The organism is Sulfitobacter sp. BSw21498 (assembly GCF_006064855.1).
Classification (GTDB): domain Bacteria; phylum Pseudomonadota; class Alphaproteobacteria; order Rhodobacterales; family Rhodobacteraceae; genus Sulfitobacter.
Window position 1 is genome coordinate 1,818,720 of sequence record NZ_CP040753.1, and the last position, 21,852, is coordinate 1,840,571.

Consider the following 21,852-nt stretch of genomic DNA (forward strand, 5'->3'; position numbering starts at 1 on the left):
GAAAAGTTTTCACTGCGCCATGAGCGAGGGCAGGAATAGGCTGATCGCGGGAAAGGCGATCAAGATGAACAGGGTTAAAATATCCATAGCGATGAACCATGTGGTGCCCGAGATGATGTCGCTGAGCTTGACCTCGCCCGATAGCGCGCTGTGTAGGACGTAAAGGTTCAACCCGACGGGCGGCGTCACAAGGCCGATCTCAAGCAGTTTGATGCAGATGATGCCGAACCAGATCAGGTTGATGTCAGCGGCCTCTAGCACCGGCAGAAGGATCGGCAGCGTCAGCAGGATCAGACCGATGGAATCGATCACCATGCCCAGAATGATGAACAGCGCAGCGATCATCAGAATAATAACGATCTGATTATCCGAAACGGCCAGCATCATGTCGGTCAGCGCCCGTGGCACACCTGACAGCCCCATGAAACGGGTGAACATCACCGCCCCGATGGACAGAAAGAAGATCGAAGACGTCGCCAACGTCGTCTGACGGATCGCCTCGGCCAGTGCTTTGCGCGTCAGTGAACGACGCAACAGCGCGACGGTTGCAGCCAGAAACGCCCCGACGGCCCCCGCCTCGGTAGGCGTGAAAAACCCGCCAAAAATACCGCCCAAAACGCCCAGAACCAACACAGGAAAGGGCCAGACCGACCACAACAGGCGCAGCAGTTTCTTGCGGTCAATCCGCTCTACTACGGGTGGCGCAAGCGCAGGCGTCACCGTGGCACGCACGGTAATCATCGCCATATAAACAAACGCTGATAGCACGCCGGGAATAACACCAGCGATAAACAGCTGGCCGATCGATTGCTCGGTGAAGATGCCGTAAAGCACCATCAGGATCGATGGCGGGATGAGCGAACCAAGCGTGCCAGACGCTGCGACGACGCCGGTGGCCAGCGACGGGTGGTAGTTTGCCCGTAGCATCTCGGGCACGGCGATTTTCGACATGGCAGCAGTCGTCGCGATGGACGACCCAGAGGCCGCGGCGAACAGGCCACAGGCACCGACGCTCGCCGATGCCAAACCGCCCGGCACCCGCGCCAACAAAACGCGCAGCAGATCAAACGCGCCCGCCGTTAGGCCGGTATTGGCCGCGATAAAGCCCATAAACAGAAACATCGGGATCGCTGTCAGCGACCAGTCGCCGATCAGGTTGAACGGCATCGCACTCACGATCCCAAGTGCTGCTTGCAGGTTGAACATGACGGTGATGCCGACAAAGGACACCGCCATAAGCGCCGTGCCGATGGACATCCGAAAGGCCAGCAGGCCGAACAGGGCACCGACGCCGATCCATCCGATCAAAAGGTTGCTCATTACATGTTCCCATCAAGTTGAGATTGCGTGACGGGCTGCCCGCGCAGCACAAGGATGGCGCGAAGAAAAGCCGCGAGACTGGCAAGGCCGAAGCCAAGCGGCAACACCATGCGTGACGGCCAGACGATGACCTCGCGCCCGCCCATGACCACCTCTCCGACGCGCAACGCCCGCACGGCATCAAGGCCCGTACGCCATGTCATCACGGCAAGGATCGCCGCCGCGGCAAGGCAGCTTAGGAACAAGGCCAACTTCTGAAGCCAGCTGGGAAAGTGATTGAATAAAAGATCGACCGAGATCTGCTGGTCCTGCATTTCAACAAAAGCCATCGGCAGCATCACCAACGCGATCATATAATAATAGGAAGACATCTCGACGGTGCCTTGGATCGGTGCATTCCACACCAGTTTCGCGACGACATCGGCCACGATATTTAGCATCATCGCGATGACCCCAAATCCGCCGATAAACATCAGCGATGCGCATAATTTGTTGAATAGTGTCAGCATCGGGCCTCCTCCCCATACCAAAACGGGGACCAGGCCCGTCATTCCGCCTCAACCTCTCCGCTCAGGGGTCGGTTGACAAATAGCGATGATTGATCGAGTGATAACGAAACGCGATCACCCCGGAACATGCGCATGACCGACATCAAGAAACCCACCCGGCTCGACCTGCGGCATCTGCGGTACGCTTTGGCGGTGGCTGACGCCAGCGGGTTTCGCGCAGCCGCCGAGACGCTCAATATCGCGCAGCCCGCCATTTCGAAAGCCGTGAAAGACACTGAAATCGATTTGGGATTCCGTATCTTTGACCGCAGCGGCCCGCGCGTTCTGCCCACGCCCGAGGGGGCCGTCTTTCTTGAGGATGCGCGCCAGACGGTGGCCCAGTTCGAACGGACCATCCGCGCCTCGCGCCAGAATGCGGCCGGCGCACGGGGGCATATCATCGTCGGGTATTCGGCGCTTGCCACCTCGCGGCAAATCTCTGAAGCGCTGGATGCTTTCCACCGCAGCGTGCCGGGTATTCAAGTCGAGATGCATGTCATGTCTACCGATAACATGCTGAAAAACTTGAAATCTGGCGTGATCGACCTTGGTTTCCTGCTGTCTCATCCCACCGTCGGCGCACCGGGGATCGACCAGATGCCGGTTTGGCGCTCGCGCATTGGTGTGGTCGCCCCCGCCGGAGAAGCCCCCGCACGGATCGAAGACCTGACAGGCGTGCCCTTTGTCATGGGGCTGCGCGAGAACTGGCGGTCTTGGCGCGCCCTTCTCGACAGCGCGTGTGATCGGGCGCGGCTTAGCCCCGTGGTGGTGGACGAGGCATGGGACGTACAGGTGATCTTGCAGCGCGTGGCCGAGCGGCGCGGCGTGACGCTGTTCCCCACGAGCATGGCAGACAGCCTGCCCGCCGCGCTGGAACTGGCACCGGTCGAGGGGCTGGATGCAGAAGCGACGATCGCAATGGCATGGAGCATCAAGGCAGATACCGGCCTGCTGCGTCAGTTTCGCGGTCACTTCCCCCCGCTGGGTTGATCGCTTTCGGTTATCGCGCGATATCGCAAGTCTATTTGCGTAACCGCCCAATAACGCGATTTTATGGCAGCATGAAACAGATGCCGTTTGCCCCATTCGACCTGCCCGAAGCGCAGCCTTTTCTTCTTGAGGGCAGCGATACCGGCTTTCTCTTTTTTCACGGCTTCACCAGCACGCCGCAAAGCGTGCGCGAAGTCGCCCTAGCTGTGCACGCGGCAAGCGGTGCGACCGTGTCTTGCCCATTGCTCGCAGGGCATGGCAAAGACCCGGCAGCCTTGGCGCAGACCGGCCAAAGCGATTGGGTAGGCTCTGCTGAAGCGGCCCTTGAGACGCTATCGGCGCGCTGTGCGCGGGTGATCGTCGGGGGGCTTTCCTTGGGCGCAACCCTGTCTCTCAACCTCGCCGCGCGTATGCCCGACAAGATACATGGCGTGGTCAGCATCAATGGCTCTACCGGGCTGTACCGCCCCGAAGTGGTCGCCCCGCTTTATGAGCCTCAGGGGGCGGCGTTCATCAGCGGCATCGGTTCGGATATTGCCGAACCGGGCACCACCGAAATCTGCTATGACCGCATCCCGCGTGAAACCCTGAAAGAGCGTTTCCTTCTTACCAATGCCACCGGTGCGCTGCTGCCACTGATCCGCCAGCCCATTTTGATCTTGCAATCGCGCCGCGATAACGTCGTTGATCCGCAAAATGCACCGCGTATTGCGACCTCGGTGACGTCTAGCGATATCCAGCTTGGCTGGCTCGAGCGATCCTACCATGTTGCGACATTAGATTATGACCGCGGCCTGATCGCCGAACGGATCACCGGATTTTTGCAGCGCTGCACAGCCTGAGAAAGCTGCAATCCACGCGAACATATCGCCGCCGCCTACACAGATCCGCCATCAGGGCGGAACCCTGACCCGCTGACCGGGGTTCTATTCCCTAGATGTCATCGGACAAAGGGCCCCCTTCTCATGCGAACCACACTGACCGTTAACGGCAAAGACCATAGTCTTGATGCAGACACCCGCACCTCGCTGCTGGATGCGCTGCGCAATCACCTGAACCTCACTGGCACCAAAAAAGGCTGCGATCACGGACAGTGCGGGGCCTGCACCGTCATGGTTAACGGACGTCGCATCAACTCATGTCTCAGCCTTGCCTGCATGCATGACGGCGACGAAATCACCACGATCGAGGGGTTGGGCGACGAACACAACCTGTCAGACATGCAGCAGAATTTCGTGAAACACGATGGATTCCAATGCGGCTATTGCACCCCGGGTCAAATCTGTTCAGCCACCGCCATGCTCGAAGAGTTCAAAGCCGGCTGGCCCTCCAATGTTTCGGGCAGCCTTACCGCATCGCCCGAGCTGACCGATGCCGAAATATCAGAGCGGATGTCAGGTAATATTTGCCGTTGCGCCGCCTACCCCAATATCGTCGATGCGATCCGCGAAACCGCGGAGGAGCAGTCATGAAGCAGTTCGACTATATCCGCGCCAGTGCAAACAGTGATGTCGCCCGCACCCCTGACGCGACAATCATCGCGGGCGGGACCAACCTGCTGGACCTCATGAAGCTAGAGGTGATGACCCCTGACAAACTTGTCGACATCTCGCGGCTGGACCTGAAACAGATCACTCCCACGCGCGACGGCGGGCTGCGTATCGGCGCTTTGGTCACGAACTCTGACCTCGCGGCGGATATGACGGTTCGCGAAGACTATGCCGCATTATCGTCGGCCCTGTTGGCCGGTGCGTCGGGTCAACTGCGCAACAAGGCGACCACCGGCGGCAACCTTCTGCAACGGACCCGCTGCTATTATTTCTATGACACCGACCAACCGTGCAACAAACGCGAGCCGGGTTCAGGCTGCGGCGCGATGGAGGGGGCGAACCGGCTTCACGCGATCCTTGGCGTCACCGACAAGTGCATCGCCAGCCATCCCAGTGATATGGCCGTTGCGATGCAAATGCTGGGGGCCGAAGTCGAGATCGAGGGCACCGATGGCGCCTCTCGCACGGTGCCGCTGTCCGAATTCTATCTGATCCCCACCGATCCCGCAGTTGAAACAATTTTGCAATCGGGTGAACTGATCACCGCCGTCACCTTGCCCGCCCCTGCCGAGGGGAACCAGATGTATCGCAAAGTACGCGATCGCGCATCCTACGCGTTTGCCATGGTATCAGTCGCGGCGCGGATCGAGGTATCGGAAGGCAAAATTACCCAAGCCGCAATCGCTTGTGGTGGCATTGGATCGATGCCGTGGCGCGATCCGGCGGTCGAAGAGGCGCTCATCGGGCAAGAGCCTTCGGTCACCTTGTTCGGCAAGGCCGCCGATATTCTGGTGGCAGACGCAGCACCCAAAGACGGCAACGCATTCAAAGTGCCACTGGCACGGCGCACGTTGATTGCCACACTCAAGGAACTGACGGGGGTACAGCAATGACCGACGGTAGCAACATCTCGAGCGCCGAACTGACGATGAATGAACCCGACGACCGCAATCGGTTGGATGCCACGGTTCAAGGGTTGATCCACACCGGCATGGACCGTCCCGACGGTCCGCTCAAAGTCTCTGGCCGCGCCACTTATGCCCACGAAGACCAACCGGCGGGCATGATGACCGGCGTGCTTGTCCGCGCACCTGTTGCAGGTGGGCGGATCACCGGATTGAACGCCGAAGCCGTGCGCAAGTTTGACGGTGTGCGCGACGTGTTTCACGGCAAGACCTTCCTGCGCAACCCTGCCCAAGGCACCGCAAACGAGGCCCCTGTCCAGCCGGATGGCAAGATTTCCTATATCGGGCAACCCGTCGCGCTGGTTGTGGCCGATACCTTTGAACAGGCCCGCCACGCTGCCCATATGATCGAGCTTCAGATTACGCCCGAGGATGCCGTGACTGATCTTGATGTGGCAGAAATCGAAACGCCGAAGGACAAGCAATCGTCCCAAGGCGATCTGGATGCCGCGCTGTCAGATGCCGCCTATACCGTGGATGAAACCTATCGCACCAGCGGGCACAGCTCGTCTGCGATGGAACCCCATGCCGCGATTGCCCAGTGGGATGGCGGCAAGCTGACCCTGCGCGGGTCGTATCAGATGCTCAAATACAATGTGAATGAACTGGCCGACGCGCTTGGGATTGACGCTGAAAATGTGCATATTCTGGCGCCTTACGTCGGTGGTGGCTTTGGCTCGAAACTCGGGATTAGCCACGAGGCAGTTGCCGCGGCCCATGCCGCACGTGAACTTGGGGCCCCCGTAGCCGTTGTACTAAGCCGCCAACAAGTACTTGAGGCGACGATGCGCCGGTCCGAGACGGTTCAGCACATCAAACTAGCCGCGGACGCTGATGGACGGATGACCGGCATCGGGCATGATTCCACCGTCTCGCAATTGTTGGATGAAAGCTTTGCAGAGCCGGTATCGCAGGCGACGCCTTTCCTTTATCGCGGTGAAAACCGTGAAATCGGGATGCATATCAAACGGATCAACCGCATGTGTGCCGGCTCTGTTCGTGCACCGGGCGAGGCGGTGGGTATCACCGCGCTCGAGATCGCGATGGACGAGCTGGCAGACGTGAGCGGCATCGATCCGGTCGAACTGCGCAAACGCAACATTCCTGAAGTGGACCCTTCGGACGGGCGCGAATTCTCATCTCACAAACTGGCCGAGGCACTGGACGACGGGGCCAAGACCTTTGGCTGGGCCGACCGCGAGGCCGGCAAAACAGACGGAGAGTGGTTGATCGGCTACGGCATGTCTTCGGCCACGCGGGTCAACATGCTGGGCGAAAGCCACGCGCGTGTCACACTGAACGAAGACGGCAGCCTGCTGGTTGAAACCGATATGACAGACATTGGCACCGGTACCTATGCGATCCTGACCCAGATCGCCGGCGAGATGCTGGGCGTGCCGGCGGACCGTGTGACGGTGCGCTTGGGCGACAGCAGCCTGCCCAAAGCCGCCGGTTCCGGGGGCAGCTGGGGTGCCGCATCATCGGGCGGGTCGGTCTTTGTTGCATGCGAGGCGCTGCGCAAAAAGATCGCCGAAACCATGGGCGTAGAAGAACGCGATCTGACGCTGCATGACGGTGTTGCCACCGCCAACAACCGCCGCGCCGATTTGCCAGAGTTCACCAAGAACGGCCCCCTCACGGTCGAAGGCACCATCAATAAGGGCGACACCCAGACCGACCGTCGCCAAGCGACCTTTGGCGCATTCTTTGCAGAGGTCGGCGTGAACAGCGTTACCGGCGAAACACGTGTGCGCCGGATGCACGGCAGCTTTGCCGCAGGGCGCATCCTGAACGCCAAGACGGCGCGGTCTCAATGTCTGGGCGGCATGACCTTTGGCATCGGCATGGCGCTGACCGAAGATCTGATGTTCGACAAACGCGACGGCCATTTGGTTAACAATGATCTGGCTGAATACCACGTGCCGGTGAACCTTGATGTGCCGCAGCTCACAGTCAACTTCGTGCAGGAACGCGACCCTTGGGCCAACCCTATGCAGGCCAAAGGCATCGGCGAGCTTGGCATCTGTGGCGCAGGTGCGTCGATCATCAACGCGATCTACGATGCCTGCGGCGTCCGTGTGCGCGATTTACCCGCAACGATGGACAAAATCCTGCCGGGTCTACCGGATATGTGAGACTGTCTGCGCAAACCCCGACCAAACCGGCGCGGCTTTGCCGCTGCGCCGGTGTCTGGTAGAACGCTGACGGTATGGCCGCCCAGCTTGAGGATCACGTCGTCTGCTCCAGCCTCCGACGCCTCTTTCTGCCTGATGGCGTCTATCTGCCCTGCGGAACCCCCGGCAGTGCACATAGCATTTCATACAGATAACTGGCCGCGATCATTGCCGTGTTGCCCGCCGGATCATAGGGCGGAGAGACTTCGACCAGATCACAGCCCACCAGATTTAGCCCCGCCGTCCCGCGGATGATTTCTAGCCCCTGCATCGTGGTTAACCCTCCCACCTCGACCGTGCCTGTACCGGGGGCGAACGCGGGATCAAGGCTGTCGATATCATTGGTCAGATAGACCGGTGCGTCCCCGATCTTGGCGCGGATGTCCGCCATCAATGGCGTCAGCGATTTGTGCCAGCATTCTTCGGCCTGAATGCAGGTCCAGCCCTGTTGCCGCCCCCAATCGAAATCATCCTTACTATAGCCGGTGCCCCGCAGACCAATCTGGAACACCTTGTCGTTTTGCAGACAGCCTTCCTCCCATGCGCGTCGGAACGGACAGCCATGGGCCTCTTTCTCGCCGAACATTTCATCGTTGGTATCCGAATGGGCATCCACATGGATCAGCGCGACAGGCCCGTGTTTTTCAGCGACCGCCCGCAAGATTGGCCAGCTGAGCGTGTGATCCCCGCCCAGTGTCAGCGGGATCGCCCCATGGGACAGGACCTCGCGGTAGTGATCCGCGATAATGGCCACGGACTTCTTGAGATCAAAAAGGTTGATCGGCACGTCACCGATATCTGCCACCTGAAGATGTTCGAACGGGGCCGCACCGGTCGCCATGTTGTAGGGGCGGATCATGCGGCTTTCGTCGCGTATCTGGCGGGGACCCAACCGCGCTCCGGGACGGTTCGAGGTGCCAATATCCATTGGGATGCCCAGAAAACATGCATCCAGCCCCGCCGCCGTTTCTGCCATCGGCAAGCGCATCATGGTCGCCGGCCCACCCGTGCGTGGCATGAAATTCCCGCTAAGCGGCTGATTATATGCTGGTTTGTTCATCGTCCCATTCCTTTTGGCTCTGGCATGGTTCTTGGCGCACAGACCAATTTCCGCGTCCCCGTTTGCATGCAGCTTCGCAGCTTTACCCGCAAAGCCAAGCAGCTTTCCGCAGCAACGCCCCCCATGCCTCTTGCAAACCGCGCCCTGCTTTGCCACCTATGGCAACGAGAGGACGACCTCCCCTGAATGGAAAATTGCCGGGACGACCCGGCCCTTCACCGAGGTATACCCATGCGCTCCGCATTAGACCGTCTTCGCCACGCCATCAGTTTTGAAATCATCGCGCTGATCCTTGTGATCCCCGCTGGTGCGTTCCTCTTCGACGTGCCTTTGCGCGACTTTGGCATTGTCGGGGTGGTCAGCGCCACGCTCGCGACGCTTTGGAACCTTGGCTACAATGTGATCTTTGATCTTGCCTTGAAGCGGCTGACCGGAACCACCCTGAAATCACGGTCCGTGCGGGCGGTCCATGCGGTTGCATTCGAGGCGGGTTTGCTCGTTGTCCTGATGCCCTTTATCGCGTGGTATCTGGGGATCAGCCTATGGGACGCCTTTGTCATGGATATCGCGCTGGCTGGCTTTTACCTTGTGTATGCCTATGCGTTTAACCTGATCTATGACACGCTCTTTCCCCTGCCCGAATGGGCGCAAGAGCGTGTCAAAACCGCCTGAGCCCCGACCTGACATTCGCCCTTAAACCGGCAGCGTGAAAGACGCCTTGATCCTGTCCATCACGACAGTGGTTTTGAACCCTTTGATATCCGGGTTGTTATAGAAAAAATCGCGGGTGAAGGCTTCGTAGTCCTGCATGTCCTCGGCGCTTACGATCAACATAAAGTCGGTCTCTCCCGTCACGTAATAGGCGCTCATCACCTCTGCCCGCTCACGCACCGCACGTTTGAACCTGTCAATGATATCAGAGCGTTCCCGCGCCAGCTCCACCGCGATGAGCATGGTCAGCGGGCGCCCCACCGCTTCGGGCGATACGACGGCAATATCGGCCTCGATTGCTTTGGTGGCCCGCAGCCGCGCCAACCGCCGCTGGATCGAAGTTTGCGACAACCCCACCAGTTCGGAAAGACGTGCGCTGGTCAGCAGATTGTCACGCTGCACGTGATGCAGGATTTTCCGGTCTATCGCGTCAATCATCCTAAATTCCCCATATCTTCCAAAAGTTTGCGGCTTTTACCCGCGTAACGTTGATATTCGCATAAATGCGGAGGCCGAAAAAGCTAAACTCGCACAATACCCTGGCAGGATTTCCCACATGATTGACCATTCTTTTACGCAGCCCGAATATGCAGCACGTCTGGCAAAAACACGCGCCGAAATGGCCACACGCGGGCTGGACGCGCTGTTTGTCACCGACCCGTCAAATATGGCGTGGTTGGCGGGCTATGACGGGTGGTCGTTTTACGTGCATCAGGGCGTGCTGCTCACCCACGAGGGCCAGCCTGTCTGGTGGGGCCGAGCGATGGACAGTGCAGGTGCCCAGCGCACCACCTATCTGGAGGACGACAATATCGTCGGCTACGACGACACCTATGTCCAGAACCCCGACAAACACCCGATGGAAGATCTGGCCCGCCTGATCGCCGCCCGCGGGCTAGAAAACGCCCGTATCGGATTCGAGCTGGACAATTATTATTTCACCGCCTCTGCGTTTCTGACGCTGCAAACACGGCTACCGGGCGTCAACATCCAGAACGCCACCGCGCTGGTGAATTGGCAACGCGCCGTCAAATCCCCCACCGAACTGGAATACATGCGCCGCGCCGCCCGGATCGTTGAACGGATGCACGAGGTGATCCGCGAAAAGGCCGAAGTCGGCATGCGCAAGAACGATCTGATCGCGGATATCTACCACGCCTCTGTCAGCGGTGCCCACGGGCACTGGGGCGATTACCCCGCTTGCGTGCCAATGACACCCTCCGGTCTGGATGCCACCGCGCCGCATATCACATGGGACGACGCCCCCCTGCGCAATAACGAAGGCACGTTCTTTGAAATCGCAGGGGCGCACCGGCGCTACCAATGCCCGCAGTCGCGCACCTTGTTTCTGGGCAAACCGCCACAAAAATATCTGGATGCGGAAAATGCCGTTCTCGAAGCAATTGACGCGGGGCTAGAACAAGCCAAACCCGGCAACCGATGCGAAGACATTGCCCGCGCCTTCAACACCACCCTGCGCAAACGCGGGTTCGAGAAAGACAGCCGTTGCGGTTATGCCATCGGGCTGTCCTATCCTCCCGATTGGGGCGAACGCACCATGTCCTTCCGCGCGGGCGACACCACAGTGCTTGAACCGGGGATGACCTTTCACTTTATGCCAGCGCTGTGGCTGGACGACGGCGGCATCGAGATCACGGAACCTATCGTCATCACCGAAACGGGTGCCGACTGTCTGTGCACCACCCCGCGTGCGCTTGTGATCAAGGAATAGCGCCATGCGGGACAATCCTATCTCTGCCACCATCGATTTTGAGGGCACAGGCGTGCAGCACGGCTATTTGCGCCTTCCCTATAGCCGTAACGACAGTGCTTGGGGGGCGATCCAAATTCCGGTGACCCAAGTGAAAAGCGGCGACGGCCCCTGCGCCCTTCTGACAGGTGGCAATCACGGGGACGAATACGAAGGCCCGTTGGCCTTGGTCGAGCTTGCTCAGACATTGCAGGCCAAGGACGTCACCGGCTCCGTGATCATAATCCCGTTCATGAACCAGCCTGCCTTTGCGGCCGGCACGCGCGTGTCTCCGCTCGACGGGGTGAACATGAACCGCAGCTTTCCCGGTCGTCCCGATGGGACGCCCACGCAGAAGATCGCGGATTACTTTCAACACGTTCTTCTTCCGATGGCCGATGTAGTGCTTGATTTTCACTCGGGCGGCAAAACGCTTGATTTTCTTCCCTTTGCAGCCTGCCATACGCTGGAGGATGCGGACCAGCAGGCCCGCTGCCGCGCCGTGCGCGATGCGTTCAACGCGCCGTTCAGTGTCGAGATGCGCGAGATCGACGCGCTAGGCATGTACGACGATGCGGCAGAAGCTATGGGCAAGACTTTCGTCACCACCGAACTGGGCGGCGGTGGCACCGCCACGCCGGAAACGGCACAGATCGCTCGTAAAGGGGTGCGTAACCTGTTGATCCACGCCGGTATCCTTGAGGGGCAGCCCGTCACCGCCCCATCACGCGTCCTGTCTCAAGACGACGACCGCTGCTTTCATGTCACCAACCACGGTGGGCTCGTCGACTTCAACGTCACCCTTGGGCAAACCGTAGCCGAAGGCGACCTGATTGCACGTCTGTGGGACGGCCAGCACACCGGCGTCCCCCCGCGCGAGATCCGCGCCCAGATGGGGGGCATCATGATCGCCCGCCATCACCCCGGTCTGACACAGCCTGGCGATTGTCTTGCCGTGCTTGCCACCGAACTCACCTGAAACTCTCCTAAACAGAAAGCCTGACCTATGCTTCGCAACGATGACCAACTCGCCACGTGGGACCGCGAGAACTTTTTTCATCCCTCAACGCATCTGGCACAACATGCGCGGGGTGAATCCGCAACGCGCGTCATCACAGGGGCATCGGGCGTTCATATCGAAGACCGTGACGGCAACCGGATGCTGGACGCCTTTGCCGGGCTCTATTGCGTCAACGCAGGCTATGGCCGGACAGAGATCGCGGATGCCATCGCCGAACAGGCACATCAGCTGGCCTATTACCATTCCTATATGGGCCACGGGACCGAAACTTCGATCACGCTCGCGAAGATGATTATGGACCGCGCACCGGCGCATATGTCCAAAGTCTATTTCGGCATGTCGGGGTCGGATGCGAATGAAACCAACATCAAGCTCGTCTGGTATTACAACAACATCCTTGGCCGTCCGCAGAAGAAAAAGATCATCTCGCGCTGGCGTGGCTATCACGGGTCGGGGTTGATGACCGGATCGCTGACCGGACTGTCGCTGTTTCACGACAAATTCGATCTACCCATGAACCCCGTAATCCACACGGATGCGCCCTATTACTACCGCCGCAAGGACCGCAACCAGTCCGAAGCCGACTTCACCGCCCAATGTGCCAACGCGCTCGAGGCGCAGATTCAGGCCGAAGGGCCGGACACAATCGCGGCCTTTATCGGGGAACCCGTGCTCGGGACCGGTGGCATCGTGCCCCCGCCCACCGGTTATTGGGACGCGATCCAAGAGGTGCTGAACCGCCACGACATCCTGCTAATCGCCGACGAGGTCGTGACCGGTTTTGGCCGCCTGGGCACCATGTTCGGGTCCGATCACTATGGGTTGAAACCCGATCTGATCACCATCGCCAAAGGGCTGACATCGGCCTATGCGCCGCTGTCAGGCTCCATCGTATCGGACCGGATGTGGAAGGTGCTGGAACAGGGCACGGATGAAAACGGCCCCATCGGTCACGGCTGGACCTATTCGGCGCATCCCATTTGTGCGGCGGCGGGTGTCGCCAACCTCAAGCTGATCGACGACCTGAACCTCGTGAGCAACGCGGCCGAGGTCGGGGGGTATCTCAACACCTCGATGAAAGAGGCGCTCGGCGACCACCCGAATGTCGGTGACATCCGTGGCGAAGGGCTGCTGTGCGCAGTGGAATATGTGGCCGATAAATCCAACGCGTCCCCGCTTGATCCTGCACGCAAGGTGGGCGCTGCGATCTCTGCAGCAATGCTCGAACGCGGCGTGATCGCGCGTGCTATGCCCCAAGGCGACATTACCGGCTTTGCGCCCCCCTTCTGCATCACCCGCGAAGAGGTCGATACCGTCGTCGCCGCAACCGCCGACGCGGTGAAAACTGTGCTGGGATAAGCGTCTCGGTTCGCCTTGTTTCGCAGGGCGAACCGCACGTTGGAAAGGGTTACCCTATAAGGGCGCTAACACCGCTCTTGGCCGTTGCAGCCCTTGATCGTTTGCGCAATGACTTACCCAAGCTACGGGAGGAGCGCAGATGCCACATTGGTCACAGGCGATCACGGATCGCATACAAACAGAAACCCATTTCGACGGACGCGAGATCAAGTGCTTTAAGGATCGCCCAGCCGATCTGAACGCCATGCTCGCCGCGGCACTTGCCCGCGCCCCCGATCAAGAGGCCGTGGTCAGCGGCGATACCAGACTGATCTACACCGACCTTGATCTGCAGGTGGGCCGCATCGCAGCGGGGCTGCGTGCGCGTGGCGTGGCCAAGGGCGACCGCGTTGCCCTGCTGCTGTCGAACCGCTGGGAATTCATCGTGACGATGATGGGCTGTTTGCGTCTTGGTGCGATTGCCGTGCCGATCAACATCCGCGAAGGAACGCCTGAGCTTGCGTTCATCTTGCGTCAATGCGGAGCCAAGATCGCCGTGCATGGCACGGATGTCGCCGACCGCCTGCCCGCGCCCGCCGATCTGCCCGCTCTGACCCACCGCTTTTGTGTTGGCGGCACCGCAGCCGGATCTGACGCTTTTGACACGCTCCCCGCCGAGGCACCGCTGGGCGACCCTGTCCCGCTGCACGAAGATGATATTGCGGTGATCCTCTATACCTCGGGCACCACAGGCCAGCCCAAGGGCGCGACACTGACCCATCTGAACATTGTCCATTCGGCAATGCATTTTGAACTTTGCATGGAACTGGGTGCCCGCGAACGCTCCCTCCTCTGTGTGCCTGCGAGCCACGTGACCGGCCTTGTTGCCACTGTCTTTACCATGCTGCAAACTGCTGGCTGCACCGTGATGATGGAGCACTTTGGCGCACATGAATTCCTGTCGCTAACCGCAGATGAAAAAGTCACGCAGACGCTGATGGTGCCGGCGATGTACAACCTCTTTCTGCTGCGCTGCAACGTCGATGACTACGACCTGCAACATTGGCGGATCGGTGGCTATGGCGGCGCGCCGATGCCGCAGTCCACAATCACGGAGCTGTCAGAAAAGCTGCCGAACCTGTGCCTGATGAATGCCTATGGCGCAACCGAGCTTACCTCTGCCGTGACGATCCTGCCGATGGGTTTCGGAACCAAACGCGCAGACAGCATCGGTATTGCCGTGCCCTGCGCCGACATCCGTATCGTTGACCCGCAGGGCAATGAGGTGCCCGACGGCACCCACGGAGAGCTTTGGATCAAGGGCGCGATGACCGTGCCCGGCTATTGGGACAACCCCGACCGCACCGCCAGCGAGTTTCATGACGGCTATTGGAAGAGCGGTGACATGGGGTCGCGCGATGCCGACGGCTTTATCTGCCTGCATGACCGCCGCAAGGATATGATTATTCGTGGCGGCTATAACATCTACAGCGCCGAGGTTGAAAACGCGCTGACCGCCCACCCGTCCGTGATCGAATGTGCCGCCATTGGCTGCCCTGATCCGGTGCTTGGGGAAAAGATGCATGTTTTCATCCACACCACCGATACGGCGCTGGATCTTAAGGCGGTAAGAGCCTTCGCGCGCACGCGGATGGCAGATTACAAAGCCCCCGATTTCGCAACATTCGAACCCGATCCCCTGCCCCGCAATGCCAATGGCAAGATTGTCAAGAACACCTTGCGGGACCGGCTCAAGACCACAGCGTAACGCATGAAAAAAGCCGCAGCGCGCGATCAGGCGCTGCGGCTTTCATCTGTGTGGTATCAAGCGGAATCAGCTTTGCGCTGGTTCCTCGTAAGCCAGTGCATGGTCGCCAAGGTCCATGATGTCCTCGCCGGATTTTTCCCACTCTGCCCGGTCCTCGTCCGTCGCCTTGGGCGAGAACAGTCCGGTTACCGCATAGAACACGCCGATCAACGGTGCGGTCCAGCAGGCAAAGGCCAGCGGGATATAAAGCAGGTTGGTCAGGTTACCATCCATAACCCCCAGCCCCAAGGCCGAGATCACAAAGGCACCGCCTGCGTTCCACGGGATCAGCGGGCTCATCAACGTGCCGCCCTCTTCGACCGCACGGCTCAGGTTCAGTGTCGAATATCCCATCCCACGGTACAGGGGCGCATACATACGGCCCGGCAGCGCAATCGAGATATAAGGATCACCCGCCACCATATTGGTCGCAAACGCCGTCCCGATGGCCGAGCTTTGAACTGCGCCAAAGCTTTTCACGCGGCTGACGATCGCCATAATAATCGCCTCGAGGCAGCCGGTACGTTCCAGCGCACCGCCAAAACCCAAGGCAATCAGCATCAGCGAGATGGTCCACATCATCGACTGGATGCCGCCCGCGTTCAGCAGGCTGTCGATGTCGGCGATCCCAGTGTCGATAGAATAGCCCGACTGCGCAAAGGCAAACACGTCATGCAGACCGGCACCCTGCCAAAAGATCGCGACCAGCCCACCGGCCAGCACACCCGCAAATAGCGACGGCAGTGGCGGCTTTTTCATCAACGCCAGCACAATCACGATCAACGCAGGTGTCAGCGGGATGATCCCTAGGCTGAACCGTTCTTCCAGACCGGCCGTGATCGCATTGATGCTACTTACATCGCCAACACCCTCTTCGATCAGCATGAAGCCAACCACGATATAAATCACCAGCGCGATAATCATCGCAGGCACAGTGGTGGGCAGCATGTTCTTGATGTGGTCGAAGACGTTCGTGCCCGTCACCGCAGGGGCAAGGTTCGTCGTATCGGACAGCGGTGATACCTTATCGCCAAAGAATGCGCCCGATACCACAGCACCTGCGGTCCAATAGGCCGGAATACCAAAGCCCGCACCAATGCCCATCAACGCCAGACCGATGGTCCCGACCGTGCCCCAGCTGGTCCCCAACGATAGCGACACCACGGCACACAAGATCATGGCTGCTGCCAGAAAGATTGACGGCGTCAGCAACGTCAGCCCGTAGTAGATCAACGTCGGCACCGTGCCCGACGCGATCCATACACCGACAATCATGCCCACCACGATCAACACCGCAAGCGACGGCATCGACACGTGGATCACGTGAAACACGCCCTCGCGGATGTCCATCCACGTCTGCCCGCGAAACACACCAAGCAGGGACGTAATGGCCAATCCGAGGATCAGAGGAATATGCGGCGTGAAGTCGCCGTAATAGAAGAGTTGCAGCGCCAGAAGGCCAAGCGTCAGCACGACGGGCAGCAGCGCCAGCGGGAGCGATGGAAGATCTTTATTGTCCATTTTGTCCTCGTTTTTATAGTCTTATTTACTTTTACACACACAGATTCCCTTTAGGGTGGCATTGCAGCCCTGTGATGCCAACCAATCTTATTCTAGGGCGTCTGATTGGAATTTCAGGCAATTTTCCGCTGTTTTTTGAAGGCTCTAGATAAAATCGGTCCCCTGTCACGCTAGAATTATGGAATTACTGGCGGTTGATGCCGCGTTAAAATCGCAATTTTCGCGCAAACCCCGCATTGGGCAGCAAAATTCAGCGCATTACGCTTCATGTCATTGAACTTCCCGCGTAATTATAAGAATTCTGCAATGCAGCAACGAACAGGAATCAGTTTTGATGCATCATTTGTCTCGCACCCGCCCGATGTCTCGCCGCTCTGTTTTGCTCGCAGGGGGGGCCGCTTTGGCTTTCGCGGCTGCAATCGGTGCGCAGGACACTGCTGCATGGGCGCAAACCAGCGATGCGGCAGAGCCTTTTACCTTCGAGTCACTGATCGAACAAGCGCGCAGCCTTGCCGGCGAAGACTATGTCGCGCCGACGCAATTGGGCGACCCGTTTACCTCGCTGGACTATGACGACTACCGCAACATCCGGTTCCGCGAAGACAGCGCGGTCTGGAAAGGCCCCGCGGCGCAGGCTGTGGTACACGCCTATCACCCCGGCTGGCTATTCGACGGCACCGTGGCACTCTACGAGGTTGTAGACGGCAAGGCACAGCCGCTTGGTTTTACCTCGGACGACTTCATCTATCAGGCCAAGGCGCTTGAGAAAATTCCAACCGGCACAGAGCTCCCCGGCGTGGCGGGCTTTCGCATGAACGCGCCGTTGAATGACCCGCAACAGTTCGACGAGATCGTGTCGTTTCTGGGCGCGAGCTATTTCCGCGCCTTAGGGGCGGGCAACCGCTATGGCCTAAGCGCGCGCGGGTTGGCGGTGAACACCGCGACCTCTGAGCCCGAAGAATTCCCCCGTTTCAGCGCCTTCTGGCTGCAACGGCCAAAACCCGGCCAGACGGCAATGACCTTCTTTGCCCTGCTCGAAAGCCAGTCGGTCGTGGGGGCCTACAAGTTCACCGTGACCCCCGGGGCCACCACCACGATGGATGTGACCACCGAATTGTTCTTCCGCCAAGACGTACAGCAGCTCGGCATCGCGCCGCTGACCTCTATGTATCTGTTCGGGCTGAACGATCAGGGCAGCTTTGATGATTACCGCGCCCGCGTCCACGACAGTGAAGCCCTGATCGTGAACACCGGCGAGGACACGCTGTTTCGGGTGCTCAACAACCCGCCGAAACTCGCAAATTCATACTTTGGCGCGCAATCACCTAAGTCCTTTGGCCTTGTGCAACGCCACCGCGCCTTTGACGACTATCTGGATGCCGAAGCCCATTACGAGTTGCGCCCCACCCTCATGGTCGAACCCAGGGGCGACTGGGGCGAAGGTATGGTCCGCCTGATCGAGATTCCTTCGGATCTGGAAGGAAACGACAATATCGTCGCCTTCTGGACCTATAAAGACGGGTTCTCTGCGGGGGACAGCAAAAGCATCTCCTACCGTCTGAACTGGGGCATGACCCCACCCGGCGCGTCTTCTACACTTGCTCAAGTTTCACGCACACTTGCCGGACATGGCGGCGTTGCAGGCGTAAAACCGCGGAATGATCGCCGAAAATTTGTCATCGACTTTGAAGGTGCAACTTTAGCGGAACCAAATGCCGAGAACGTTGTTGAGGCCAATGTAAACATCGTCGGCGGCAAGATTGCAGGACAAGTGCTGCAGCAGATCGACGGCCACGATCATATGTGGCGACTGGTTCTAGAGGTCGTCGCCGAAACGAATGCAATGGTTGAACTGCGTGCCAATCTGGCCGCGGGTGACCGCCGCTTGACCGAGACTTGGGTATACCAATGGCTGAAAGAATGAATACGTCTGTGACATCAACTTCTTCCGAACCAATGACCGACTTTGACCGCTACGCGCCCCGTGCTGCCCCGCTGGATATGCCGCGGCAGGTACTTGAACATGATGCCCGCCCGTCGCTTTTCGAAGTGCTGAGCCGTATCTTCATGCGTAATGCCTGACATGCCCTCTTATGTGCGCGATGGTGCCACGCGGTTCAGCCGTGTCGGTGCCATTTGCTTTGCCCTGCTCTGTGCGACGGCCGCAGCCGCGACGCTTGCGCAGGCGGGTCTTAACACGGGCTTTGATATCTGGGACGGCTTTGCCGTTGCGCTCATTGCGCTTACCACTGCTTGGTTGGCGTGGGGGGCGGGGCAGGCGTTTTTGGGCGTGCCGTCCTTTGACCCGCTGCCCGACATGGACCTGTCCAACGCAGACTTCCCCGCCACAGCGATCCTTGTGCCGATCTGCAACGAAAACCCGACAGAGGTTTGCGCCCGCATCACTGCGATGCGCCAATCCATGCAAGCTGCCAACGTGCCGGTCGATTTTGCGATCCTATCCGATACCTTCGACCCCGACGCGCTGATCGCAGAGCGAGCGGCACTCGCCCCGCTATTCGCCGATGATAGCGCGTCTAATCCAGTCTTCTACCGCAACCGCACAGACCGCCACGGCCGCAAGGCTGGAAACGTCGAAGATTTCATCCGCAAATCCGGCGGGGCTTATGAATACGTCGTGATCCTTGACGCCGATAGCTTGATGGAGGGCAATACGATCCGCCACCTCGTCGCGCGGATGGAGGCAGATACGACCCTTGGACTGCTGCAAACACTGCCCAATATTTTCGGGGCGGGGTCACTATTTGGCCGTGCGATGCAGTTCTCTGCCAGCTTTCACTCACCTGTCTTTGCCCGCGGTCTGGCCCGAATGCAGGGGCGTGCGGGCCCGTTTTGGGGGCACAACGCCATCGCCCGTGTACGCGCTTTGTCGCAATGCTGCGGCCTGCCCGAACTCAGCGGCCCTGCCCCTTTTGGCGGCACAATCCTTAGCCATGATTACGTCGAAGCCGCGTTGCTTGTGCGTGGCGGCTGGCGCGTGGAAATGGACCCGCGCATCACCGGATCGTTCGAAGAAGGCCCTGACAACCTTCTTGCCTTTGCCCGTCGGGATCGTCGGTGGTGCCAAGGCAACCTTCAGCATATGCGTCTGGTCGGTGCCCCCGGTCTGCATGGCTGGAGCCGTTTCGTCTTTATCCAAGGTATCACGGCCTATCTGGTGTCGGTCGCATGGGGCGCGTTCCTAATCGTATCGCTGCTGGCCGCCGCGACCAACGCAAGCCCTGATTACTTCCCCAATGCCTATCAGCTTTTTCCGGTTTTCCCCGACGACAAGACCTTTCAGATTGTTGCGCTGGCCTTTGGCATTGGCGTGCTGCTTTTGCTGCCTAAGCTCGCGATCTTTGGCGAAGCTGCTGCAACGGGGCGCGCACGGGGCTTTGGCGGCGCGCTGCGTGCGCTTGGGTCCGTGTTGGCCGAAATCCTGCTCACCGCGCTGATCGCGCCGATCATGCTGATGTACCAAAGCCGCGCCGTAGCCGAAGTCTTTGCGGGCAAGGACGGTGGCTGGCCTGCGACTGCACGTGGCGAAGGGCGACTGACGCTGACAGAAAGCTGGCGTGCAAGCCGCTGGGTGTCGCTGTTCGGGATCGTGGTCACAATTGCGGTCTATCTGTTAGTGCCGAACCTGATTTACTGGCTGCTGCCTGTGACGCTTCCCATGTCGATCGCCCCGCTGCTGATCGCTGTGACCTCGCACCCCAGCAATGGCCGCGTCTTTACCACGCCGCAAGAACGGGTCACGCCCGCTGTAATTGCCGCCTACCGCGAGAACCTGAGAACGGGTACCGCCCAACAAGGATCGTCGCATGACCCAATCGTCCAACCGGCCTGACGCCCAGCTTATTCCGATCCGGCGTGGCGTTGATCTGCCACGTCGCGCCCGCGATCCACGCATTGATGCCTTTCGCGGGCTGGCGCTGATCATGATCATCATCGACCACATGCCCGGCAACCCGTGGGAGTATCTGACCATCCGCAACATCGGGTTCTCCGACGCGGCAGAGGCGTTCTTTATCATGTCCGGCATCGCCGCCGGCATCGCCTATTCCCCCGCCATCGGTCGGTGGATGTCGGGCGATCTGCGCCTATGGGATGCGATAGCCCCGTTGTGGCGGCGTGCGTGGCAGCTTTATATCGTGCATATCGTGCTAACGGTCGCCGCCATCGGGCTGTATGCTTGGGCGGCGGATACGTTTGTTCGATCCGAATTTCGAGTGATGCACAACCTCGCCTTGCTCTATGAGCAGACTGGTGCCGCGATGGCGGGGCTTGTTACGTTGGGCTACCAAATCGGCTATGTGAACATTTTGCCGTCTTATACTGTCTTGTTGCTGGCAGGCCCTGTTCTGATTGCCGCCGTGCTATATGCGCCACGTACGACGCTGGCTGTCGCGGGGGCGTTCTGGCTTTATGCGGGTGCCACGCGGCTTACCATCCCGAACCACCCCGGTGGCGGCGGCTGGTTCTTTAACCCGCTCACGTGGCAGCTTATCTTTGTGATCGGTCTGGCAATCGGTGTCCGCCACCGCAAGGGCGAACGGCTGGTCCGCAACTCTGCGCTGTTGTTCAAACTGGCGGTCGGTGTGTTGCTGTTCATCGCGGCGTGGCGCTATGTGCCCGGTCTGGGCAGTTTTATGAACCACAAGATGGCGCAACTTGGCGGGATTGGCCTGCCCGCTAATATCGTGACCCATAATAAGTCCATGCTGGCGCTGCCGCGTTTGGTACACGTCCTTGCGCTGGTCTATGTGCTGTCCTGCCTCCCCGTGGTGACACACATATGTGCGCACCGTCTGGCCGCCCCGCTCCGGCTGATGGGCAGTCACGGGCTGCTGGTGTTCGGCCTTGGCACCATTCTGGCACTGGCCGGTCAAATCATGATGGACATCGAACCCAACGTGACGGCTTTGCCGTGGATTCTGCCGCCGGTCGCGGTCGCTGTGTGCTATGTTGCTGCCCTGCTGGCCGAAGCTTCACGTAAACAGCCGCAGCCAAAGCAGCCAGCCGCCGCCACAGCCCCACGCCCCGAGATGGTTGCCAGCAGTTCAACGGCTTAAGGCCACGGCCCCGCCCCCC

19 protein-coding genes are annotated in these 21,852 nt (G+C 59.6%); 14 read left to right on the plus strand and 5 right to left on the minus strand.

Features of this window, described 5'->3' with window-relative positions:
- Positions 1-9: 9 nt before the first annotated feature.
- Positions 10-1,320 (minus strand): TRAP transporter large permease, encoded by a 1,311-nt coding sequence (locus E5180_RS08855; RefSeq protein ID WP_138924056.1) that lies wholly within the window; start codon positions 1,318-1,320, stop codon positions 10-12.
- A complete protein-coding gene (locus E5180_RS08860; protein ID WP_171048927.1) occupies positions 1,320-1,829 on the minus strand; it encodes a TRAP transporter small permease in 510 nt (169 codons plus the stop codon). The genes E5180_RS08855 and E5180_RS08860 overlap by 1 nt, the downstream gene beginning before the upstream one ends.
- Positions 1,830-1,961: 132 nt before the next feature.
- On the opposite strand from E5180_RS08860, the gene E5180_RS08865 reads away from it, so the two are divergent.
- The 5 genes from E5180_RS08865 to E5180_RS08885 all read left to right on the plus strand — a co-directional run bounded on the left by E5180_RS08865 (position 1,962) and on the right by E5180_RS08885 (position 7,508).
- Positions 1,962-2,858, plus strand: coding sequence for a LysR family transcriptional regulator (locus E5180_RS08865; protein ID WP_171048928.1), 897 nt, complete (start codon positions 1,962-1,964; stop codon positions 2,856-2,858).
- A gap of 71 nt (positions 2,859-2,929) precedes the next feature.
- Positions 2,930-3,700: an alpha/beta hydrolase gene (locus tag E5180_RS08870; protein ID WP_171048929.1), complete on the plus strand. Its 771-nt coding sequence runs from the start codon at positions 2,930-2,932 to the stop codon at positions 3,698-3,700.
- Between the two features lie 123 nt (positions 3,701-3,823).
- Positions 3,824-4,330, plus strand: coding sequence for a 2Fe-2S iron-sulfur cluster-binding protein (locus E5180_RS08875; RefSeq protein ID WP_138924060.1), 507 nt, complete (start codon positions 3,824-3,826; stop codon positions 4,328-4,330).
- Positions 4,327-5,301: an FAD binding domain-containing protein gene (locus E5180_RS08880; protein ID WP_138924061.1), complete on the plus strand. Its 975-nt coding sequence runs from the start codon at positions 4,327-4,329 to the stop codon at positions 5,299-5,301. Before E5180_RS08875 ends, E5180_RS08880 begins: the two co-directional genes overlap by 4 nt.
- Positions 5,298-7,508 (plus strand): xanthine dehydrogenase family protein molybdopterin-binding subunit, encoded by a 2,211-nt coding sequence (locus E5180_RS08885; RefSeq protein WP_138924062.1) that lies wholly within the window; start codon positions 5,298-5,300, stop codon positions 7,506-7,508. The genes E5180_RS08880 and E5180_RS08885 overlap by 4 nt, the downstream gene beginning before the upstream one ends.
- 142 nt (positions 7,509-7,650) lie before the next feature.
- Here E5180_RS08885 and speB read toward each other — a convergent pair whose 3' ends face one another.
- On the minus strand, positions 7,651-8,607 hold the full coding sequence (speB, locus tag E5180_RS08890; RefSeq protein WP_138924063.1) for an agmatinase: 957 nt from the start codon (positions 8,605-8,607) through the stop codon (positions 7,651-7,653).
- A 231-nt stretch (positions 8,608-8,838) separates the two neighbouring features.
- Here speB and E5180_RS08895 point away from each other — a divergent pair, with 231 nt between their 5' ends.
- Positions 8,839-9,279, plus strand: coding sequence for a PACE efflux transporter (locus E5180_RS08895; RefSeq protein ID WP_138924064.1), 441 nt, complete (start codon positions 8,839-8,841; stop codon positions 9,277-9,279).
- Between the two features lie 21 nt (positions 9,280-9,300).
- Here the strand turns inward: E5180_RS08895 and E5180_RS08900 are convergent, their stop codons facing one another.
- Positions 9,301-9,756 carry an Lrp/AsnC family transcriptional regulator gene (locus E5180_RS08900; RefSeq protein ID WP_138924065.1) on the minus strand — a complete coding sequence of 152 codons (456 nt, stop codon included), beginning with the start codon at positions 9,754-9,756 and terminating at the stop codon, positions 9,301-9,303.
- A gap of 118 nt (positions 9,757-9,874) precedes the next feature.
- Between E5180_RS08900 and doeA the strand changes: the two genes are divergently transcribed.
- The 4 genes from doeA (at position 9,875) to E5180_RS08920 (ending at position 15,195) form a co-directional block, all read left to right on the plus strand.
- Positions 9,875-11,050: an ectoine hydrolase DoeA gene (gene doeA / locus E5180_RS08905; protein WP_138924066.1), complete on the plus strand. Its 1,176-nt coding sequence runs from the start codon at positions 9,875-9,877 to the stop codon at positions 11,048-11,050.
- A 4-nt stretch (positions 11,051-11,054) separates the two neighbouring features.
- The gene (gene doeB, locus E5180_RS08910; RefSeq protein ID WP_138924067.1) at positions 11,055-12,047 is read left to right on the plus strand and encodes a N(2)-acetyl-L-2,4-diaminobutanoate deacetylase DoeB; all 993 of its coding nucleotides are present in this window, start codon (positions 11,055-11,057) and stop codon (positions 12,045-12,047) included.
- 27 nt (positions 12,048-12,074) lie between these two features.
- Positions 12,075-13,448, plus strand: a complete 1,374-nt coding sequence (locus E5180_RS08915; protein WP_138924068.1) for an aspartate aminotransferase family protein — start codon at positions 12,075-12,077, stop codon at positions 13,446-13,448.
- Between the two features lie 139 nt (positions 13,449-13,587).
- On the plus strand, positions 13,588-15,195 hold the full coding sequence (locus E5180_RS08920) for a class I adenylate-forming enzyme family protein (RefSeq protein WP_138924069.1): 1,608 nt from the start codon (positions 13,588-13,590) through the stop codon (positions 15,193-15,195).
- A 66-nt stretch (positions 15,196-15,261) separates the two neighbouring features.
- Here E5180_RS08920 and nhaC read toward each other — a convergent pair whose 3' ends face one another.
- Positions 15,262-16,755, minus strand: coding sequence for a Na+/H+ antiporter NhaC (gene nhaC, locus E5180_RS08925; RefSeq protein ID WP_138924070.1), 1,494 nt, complete (start codon positions 16,753-16,755; stop codon positions 15,262-15,264).
- Between the two features lie 334 nt (positions 16,756-17,089).
- Here nhaC and E5180_RS08930 point away from each other — a divergent pair, with 334 nt between their 5' ends.
- From E5180_RS08930 to E5180_RS08940, 4 genes are read left to right on the plus strand one after another with little or no spacing between them, the layout of a single operon-like run.
- Positions 17,090-18,679, plus strand: a complete 1,590-nt coding sequence (locus tag E5180_RS08930) for a glucan biosynthesis protein (RefSeq protein WP_254700442.1) — start codon at positions 17,090-17,092, stop codon at positions 18,677-18,679.
- Positions 18,676-18,837 carry a hypothetical protein gene (locus tag E5180_RS15730; RefSeq protein WP_171048930.1) on the plus strand — a complete coding sequence of 54 codons (162 nt, stop codon included), beginning with the start codon at positions 18,676-18,678 and terminating at the stop codon, positions 18,835-18,837. Before E5180_RS08930 ends, E5180_RS15730 begins: the two co-directional genes overlap by 4 nt.
- On the plus strand, positions 18,830-20,608 hold the full coding sequence (gene mdoH / locus E5180_RS08935; RefSeq protein ID WP_138924071.1) for a glucans biosynthesis glucosyltransferase MdoH: 1,779 nt from the start codon (positions 18,830-18,832) through the stop codon (positions 20,606-20,608). Before E5180_RS15730 ends, mdoH begins: the two co-directional genes overlap by 8 nt.
- Positions 20,583-21,833, plus strand: a complete 1,251-nt coding sequence (locus E5180_RS08940; RefSeq protein ID WP_138924072.1) for an OpgC family protein — start codon at positions 20,583-20,585, stop codon at positions 21,831-21,833. Before mdoH ends, E5180_RS08940 begins: the two co-directional genes overlap by 26 nt.
- The last annotated feature ends 19 nt before the right edge of the window (positions 21,834-21,852 follow it).